The sequence below is a fragment of the Myxococcus sp. SDU36 genome, assembly GCF_030168875.1.
Lineage (GTDB): Bacteria > Myxococcota > Myxococcia > Myxococcales > Myxococcaceae > Myxococcus > Myxococcus vastator.
The window spans coordinates 2,473,579-2,480,129 of sequence record NZ_CP077414.1 but is presented as its reverse complement, the minus strand read 5'-3'; the positions used below and the strand labels follow the sequence as shown (position 1 = coordinate 2,480,129).

The window sequence follows — 6,551 nt, the reverse complement described above, 5'->3', positions numbered from 1 at the left end:
ATCCAAAACCTACACCGGTAACGGATTACCCGTAAAGTCAAGGTTGTATTCTCAACTCTTGAGAGTGATTGTGTATGAATGGGTTACAGCGTGTGTCACAGCCGCGTGCCCTCTGAGACACGACGTTTCAGGTCCGTGAGAAAACGGTCGACGCCGGGTTTCTTCACCCAATTCTTGATACGGAGGCCGTGTGGGGCTCCCCCTCTGGCATTGGCGCCCAGGGACATCCTCTCAGCCCCGTCTGACACCTGTGAGGCTTCGCCGTGTCCTTCGGTTCGCGTCTTCCGCCATGAGTCGGAATTCGGCCGCTGGGAGATGGTGGAGGGCGCGCCGGACGCCCGGCTCCGCGGGGTGGTGGCGGGGTCCTATTGGGGCTACGACGAGCGGACGCCGGGCCCCATGCGCCGCCGCGAGCTGCCGTCGCCGCAGGTGGTGCTCATCATCGACTTCGGGCCGCGGCTTCGGATTCTCGACCCGCGAGACAGCTGTGTCGCCGCGCGCCACACGGATGGCTTCGTCGCCGGGTTGGATGACTCGTTCTCACCTACTGAGACGCCGGGCGCGATGCGCGGCATGGAGGTCTACGAAGCGCGCGCCATCGCGGCGTGCGTCCCCTGGGCCTGGGCGCGGCTGGTGGCGAGTCACGGGCACCTGGGCCGGGCTGACGCTGGCGCACGGCTATTACGACCAGGGGCCCAGGTTTGGAGGTATCGGTGTAGACCGTCACACCGGCGGCGCCGCCGCCCTCCGCTTCCCAGTACTTGGGGTAGCCGGGAGTGGGGGTGCCCAGGACCACGCCGTCGCCGGTATCGATGGAAAATAGTCGTCGTCATCGTTGTTGTTCTGCTGGAAGGCGTACGCCCCGCCCGGCACGATGTTTTCCCACCGGATGATGACGTAGGTGTCCCGGTCCTGGCGGTTGTGCTCGTGGTCGAGCCCCAGGACGTGTCCGAGCTCATGGATGATGGTGCCGGTGCTGCATGTGGCTCCGGGCATGCCAGTGATTGATGGCGTCCTGGATTCGATTCTGGTTCGCGACGCCCGAGTTGATGATGTAGGGCACCACGGCGTTGGGCCAGCGGGAGTTCGGGTCGGTCTTGACGAGGCCCTGAGCTCGGGGGCCCGAGGACTCCAGCCCCAGGGCCCTCACCTCGCGCACGCGCGCCTCCATCTGCTCCACCGTTCCCAGGACCATGTCGCCCTCGAGGATGGCCAGGCCATCCACCTCGGCATAGGTCACCGGGATGTACTTCTCCCTCTCCACATTCCAGACATCGCCCTCGCGAAGCGGGGCTTCCGCCGGCACTCGGATCATCTCCGGGTCCAGGCTGGGACTCGGCGCCAAGTTCTCTTCGCCACAGGCGGTGAGCAGCAAGCTCCGGCTCCAGCTCCCGGACCACGGCGGCCTCCGCGGCGACTGAGCCCGGACGTTGGCGAGTCAAACACCGCCGGTGCCTCCGCTTCCCCAAGCCCCTTGACTCCCCTAGGGTGCCGCGCCACCGATGCCATCCGAAGTCACTGTTCAATCAACGTTGTTTGAATCCCTGGTCCGCCTGGCCCGGCCCGACGCGAAGCTCCAGGCGGAGTTCCTGGCCGCGGGCTTCGACATGGACAAGCCCCGCGCCACCTATCCCGCGGCTGTGTTCGCGGGGTGTCAGGAGGCGACGGTGCGTCATCGTTACGCGGGCCTGGACCGCAAGTCGGCCTACCGGACGCTGGGGCGGGAGCTGGTGCGCAGCTACTTCGACACCCTGGTGGGCAAGGTGGTGGGCATGGCCCTCAAGGTGGCCGGGCCCGAGCGCGCCATGAAGCGCGTGTCGCTGAGCTTCAGCTCCGTCTTCTCCCCGGTGGACATCCAGGTGGAGTCCCTGGGGCCGGCGGACTGGCGCGTCCGCTTCCGGAGCTACCCCTTCCCGGCGGAGGCCGCCGCGGGCACCTGTGAAGGTGCGCTGCGGCAGGCCGGCGCCACCGAGCCCCAGGTGAACGTGGAGCGCTACGAGCCGCCCGACGGCTTCGACCTGCGCATCCGCTGGAGCTGACCCGTCAGGGTGAGGACGGGCCCCCCAGCGCCACCTCGGACACCACGGTGGGCTCCGTCACGTTGTCGGTGGACGTGCGGTCGATGAGCACGTTGAGTGGATCAACGCCCACCTGGGCGGGCTTCACGGGAACGGTGAAGGTGAGCTCCGACTCGCCCTTCGTCACCCGGCGCTTCTCCAGGAAGATGGCCTCGCCGCGCGCGTCGAGCGCGCCCACGTCCATCCAGTCGTTGAAGTCCACCTCCGTCTGTTCGCCCTTCTCGTCGGCGCGGTACTTCTTCGCCACCACCTTGAGCGTGACGTCCCAGGTGCCCTGGTCATTCTGGCGCACCTGCGCGGAGACGGCGCGGTTGTCGTAGAGGGTGATGCGCTCGAACAGGTCCTCGATGAGGTACTGGTACTCGGGCGGCGTCTCTTCCCGCAGGAAGCCCAGCAGTTCGGTGGAGCCGGTGTACGGCGGGCCCTGGAAGCGGACCTTCTCCACGTAGCGGCGCAGGGCGCGGTTCACCCGCTCCTCCCCGATGAAGTCCTGCAGCGCGTACATGACGAGGCTGCCCTTCTGGTAGTGGATGTACGCCTGCTGCTCCACCCGGGCCAGAGGCACCTCCTTCTTCGACTCGAACGCGCGGCCCGCGAGGTAGCGGTCCAGCTCGAACTTGAGGAAGCGCTTCATCTTCGTCGGCCCGAAGCGGTGCTTCATCACCATCAGCGCGGCGTACTGCGACATCGTCTCCGACGTCATCGTGGCGCCCTGCGCGCGCGCGCCCACCACCTGGTGCGCCCACCACTGGTGGGCAATCTCGTGCGCGGTGACGTAGTACGGGTAGTCCACGTCGTCGGCGCGTTCGTCCTCCACGCGGGCGATGAAGCCCAGCGCCTCCGAATACGGAATCGTATTGGGGAAGGCCTGGGCGAAGCTCGCGTAGCGGGGGAACTCCAGGATGCGGGCCTGCCGGTGCTGGTACGGCCCGAAGTTCTCGCTGCAGTACGCCAGCGCGTCCTTCATGCCGCGCATCATCCGGTCCAGCGCGAAGGTGTGCGTGGGGTGGTGGTAGATCTCCAGCTTCACGTCGCGCCACGTGTCGCGCATCACCTCGTAGCGCGCGGACAGGACGGAGAAGAAGTTGAGGATGGGCTTGTCCATCCGGTAGCGGAAGAAGCGGCGGTCGCCCTCGGTCCACTCCTTCTCCAGGTAACCCGGGGCAATGGCGATCTGATCCTTCGCCGTGCTCACCGTGGCCTCGAAGGCGATGAAGTCCGAGTCCTGGCGGATGTAGTGGTCCTGCTTCGCCTTCGGGTCGTCGCGGTCCGGCAGGCGCTCGCGAGGCGGCAAGTCGTAGTCCTTGCGGTCCCGGTCGTCCTCCAGCTCAGCGTCCTTCTGGTAGCCCAGCACCGGCAGGTTCATGTTGTTGAAGAAGGTGCCGTTGCCCACGATGTCCGTGCGCGCTCCGCCGTGCTTGAAGCCCTTCGTGCCGAACTCCAGGTCGAACACGATGGCGGAGTCGGCGCCGGGCGCCAGCGGCGTGGGGAGCTCGTAGACGAAGATGCCGAGCTCGGCGTCATGCACCGCGGGCTTCGTCACGCCAGCCAGGGACAGGCCGCGCACCCGGGCGTCGTCCGGCAGGGCGAGCATCACCTTGGAGATGGGCACGTCCGTCTTGTTGCGGATGCGGTAGCTGCCCAGGGCCTCCAGGCGCAACTCCTCCGGGTGGATGTGGAAGGTGACCTGCGCGGCGGTGATGCGCGGGTGGGGCAGGGCGGCGAAGGACGCGTAGTCCTTTTCGTAGCGGGCCTGCTGCCGCTCCCGGTCCTTCCGAGTGACGTACGGGTTGAGGACGTGGGTGTTGTAGTAGATGAACGCGCCCGCCCCGACGAAGACGCAGAGCGACAGCGCCGCGGCCACCGTCCACGCGCCCGTGCGCCGGGCCTTGGCCGCCGCCCAGCGCTGCTTCCAGCGCGCCTCCCGGCCTCGGACGGTGAGCAGGTAGCCCGTCGCCACGAGCAGCGCCGCCAGCCCGTACCAGTAGACGCGGTGCCACACGAGCGCGGGGATGATGCCGCCGAAGCGGTTCAGGTCCGAGTAGCGGAGCGTGGGCTCGGAGCCGTAGCGGACCAGGGCATCTTCCACGCCCATCAGGCCCAGCGCGGCCTGGAGGACGAAGTAGAGCACCATCACCAGGTAGGCCAGGTACTTCTGGTGGATGAGCACCTGCGCGAAGAAGGCCAGCACGCACAGCAGCGCGTCATGCGGGAAGTCCAGCAGGAAGAGCTGCGTGGCGTAGAGGTTCCACTCGATGTCGAAGTAGCCGCGAAGCACCTGGGAGAGCAGCGCGGACAGCAGCGCCACGACCTTGAGGGAGAAGGCCACCAGCAGCAGCGCCCCCAGCTTCGCGCCATAGGTGACCCAGGACGGCACGCGCGTGGCGTCCACGATGTCCGCCAGCCCCGCGTCGCGCTCCTTCCACACCAGCTCACCCGCGTAGAAGGTGATGGTGATGAGCAGGAAGGGCTGGAACATGCTCGTGGCCGTCTCCAGCACCTGCCACGTCACCGGCCAGGTGGCGGTGCCGAACATCTGCTTGGAGAGGGACATGCCCAGGGTGCCCATGGCCAGCCCCGCCACGACGAAGGACCAGAACACCGGAGAGCGGAGGATGTCGCGGTAGGCCAGCCAGGCGGTGGCGACGGCCGTGCGCAGCCAGCTGCCCGTCGTGGGCGCCGCCACGGTGGCGGGGATGGCGACCGGGGCGGGGGCTTGCGCCTCCTTGCGCGCGCCGCGGCCCCGCTGCTCCTCCACGGTGGTGCGGAAGCGCAGGACGGCCAGGCCCAGAATCGCGGCGCCCACCGCGCTCCACAGCAGCCGGTTGGCGAGCAGCAGCCCGGCGAAGGGGATGCGGTCCCGGTTGCGCTCGGCCGCGGTCCAGTAGCGGGTCGCGTTCTCGAAGGTGAGGAAGCCGAACGGGTCCAGCAGGGACGCCAGGTCCTGGTGCTGCACGTCGGACATGGCGGCGCCGAGCACCAGGTACCCCATCACCAGCACCACGACGCCCACGTACACGGCGGCCATGCGCCGCGTCAGCGCGGCCAGCGAGAAGAAGACGGCGCCCGCGAAGAAGAGCGTGGGCCAGACGCCGACGACGTAGGGCCAGAGGTACGAGCCGAGCTGGAACGAGGTGAGCCGCTCGGAGTCCACCAGCCACACGCCCGCGGCGCCCACCATCAACCCGGGGATGATGGCCAGCATCAGCACCGCGCTGAAGAGGTACGCGCCCAGGAACCGGCCGAGCAGGTACGGGCCCTTCTTCACGTTCTTCGTGAAGATGAGCATCCAGGTGTTGTGGCCGAAGTCCTGGTAGGCGGCCTGGCCGAAGACGGCGGCCACCATGAAGAGGCCGAAGTAGGCCAGGCTGGTGGTGAAGTTGAAGATCGTGTGCGGGCTGTTGACGCGGACCAGCTCCGGGCCCGACGACACCGAGAAGCCCTTGAACACGGCGCCAATCGCCAGCGTCATCAGCGCCGCGGCGGCGGCCAGCACCAGGGCGTAGACCCAGGTGGAGATCATCTTCATCCGGCGCCGCAATTCGAAGGTCAGGAGGGCGGTGAACATGGCGGGCCCTCAGGACTGCTTGGACGCCCGGGCGAGCGCGTGGAAGTAGACGTCCTCCAGGTCGGGGCTGGCCGGCTCGAAGCCCTCCGGCGGGGCCTCCGCGTAGACGTGGACCAGGCGCTGACCGGCCACGCGCCGCACGGCGATGACCTCCAGGTCCTTCATGAGCACGTCCAGCTCCTCCTGGTGGGTGACGAAGCGCTTCCACACGCGCTGGCGCAGGGCCTCCACCAGCTTCAGCGGGTGGCCGCTGGCCACGACGTTCCCCTGGGCGAGGATGGCCATGTTCTGACAGAGGTCCGCCACGTCGGAGACGATGTGCGTGGACAGCAGCACCACCACGTCGGTGCTGATCTCCGCCAGCAGGTTGTGGAAGCGGAAGCGCTCTGCGGGGTCGAGCCCGGCGGTGGGCTCGTCCACGATGAGCAGCTTGGGGTTGCCGAGCAACGCCTGGGCGATGCCGAAGCGCTGCTTCATGCCGCCGGAGAAGCCACCGAGCCGCCGGTCGCGGTGCTCCCAGAGGTTCGTCTTCTGCAGGAGCGCCTTCACCGTGTCATGGCGCGGGCCGCGCTGGGCCAGGCCCTTGAGCTGCGCCAGGTGGTCCAGCATGTCCCAGGCCGTCACCTTGGGGTACACGCCGAAGTCCTGTGGGAGGTAGCCCAGCACCTCGCGCAGCCGGTCCTTGTCCCGGCGCACGTCGATGCCGTCGAAAGTCATCGTGCCCGCATCCACGTCCTGCAGCGTGGCGATGCTGCGCATCAGCGTGGACTTGCCGGCGCCGTTGGGCCCGAGCAGTCCGAACATCCCCCGCGGAATGCTGAGGTTGACACCCTGCAACGCACGGGTGCCGTTGGGGTACGTCTTCGACACGCCTTCCAGTCTGAGCTCCATGGTGGTGAACCTAA

At 67.9% G+C, this 6,551-nt stretch carries 5 protein-coding genes; 1 reads left to right on the top strand and 4 read right to left on the bottom strand.

Going from position 1 to position 6,551, the window contains the following annotated elements:
• Positions 1–723 precede the first annotated feature (723 nt).
• The gene (locus KGD87_RS09635; RefSeq protein ID WP_284667161.1) at positions 724–996 is read right to left on the bottom strand and encodes a M12 family metallopeptidase; all 273 of its coding nucleotides are present in this window, start codon (positions 994–996) and stop codon (positions 724–726) included.
• Entirely contained in the window at positions 956–1,345 is a 390-nt protein-coding gene (locus KGD87_RS09630) for a hypothetical protein (protein WP_284667160.1), read from the bottom strand. Before KGD87_RS09630 ends, KGD87_RS09635 begins: the two co-directional genes overlap by 41 nt.
• A 157-nt stretch (positions 1,346–1,502) precedes the next feature.
• Between KGD87_RS09630 and KGD87_RS09625 the strand changes: the two genes are divergently transcribed.
• Positions 1,503–2,039 (top strand): DUF2378 family protein, encoded by a 537-nt coding sequence (locus KGD87_RS09625; protein WP_284667159.1) that lies wholly within the window; start codon positions 1,503–1,505, stop codon positions 2,037–2,039.
• A 4-nt stretch (positions 2,040–2,043) separates the two neighbouring features.
• Here the strand turns inward: KGD87_RS09625 and KGD87_RS09620 are convergent, their stop codons facing one another.
• Positions 2,044–5,646, bottom strand: a complete 3,603-nt coding sequence (locus KGD87_RS09620; protein WP_284667158.1) for an ABC transporter permease/M1 family aminopeptidase — start codon at positions 5,644–5,646, stop codon at positions 2,044–2,046.
• A 9-nt stretch (positions 5,647–5,655) separates the two neighbouring features.
• Positions 5,656–6,537: an ABC transporter ATP-binding protein gene (locus KGD87_RS09615; protein ID WP_284667157.1), complete on the bottom strand. Its 882-nt coding sequence runs from the start codon at positions 6,535–6,537 to the stop codon at positions 5,656–5,658.
• Positions 6,538–6,551: the final 14 nt, after the last annotated feature.

Excerpts from the sequence above, each read along its gene's own strand:
- KGD87_RS09635 (WP_284667161.1), bottom strand. The coding sequence starts at position 996 with ATGCCCGGAGCCACATGCAGCACCGGCACCATCATCCATGAGCTCGGA.
- KGD87_RS09625 (WP_284667159.1), top strand. The coding sequence starts at position 1,503 with ATGCCATCCGAAGTCACTGTTCAATCAACGTTGTTTGAATCCCTGGTC.
- KGD87_RS09620 (WP_284667158.1), bottom strand. The coding sequence starts at position 5,646 with ATGTTCACCGCCCTCCTGACCTTCGAATTGCGGCGCCGGATGAAGATG.
- KGD87_RS09615 (WP_284667157.1), bottom strand. The coding sequence starts at position 6,537 with ATGGAGCTCAGACTGGAAGGCGTGTCGAAGACGTACCCCAACGGCACC.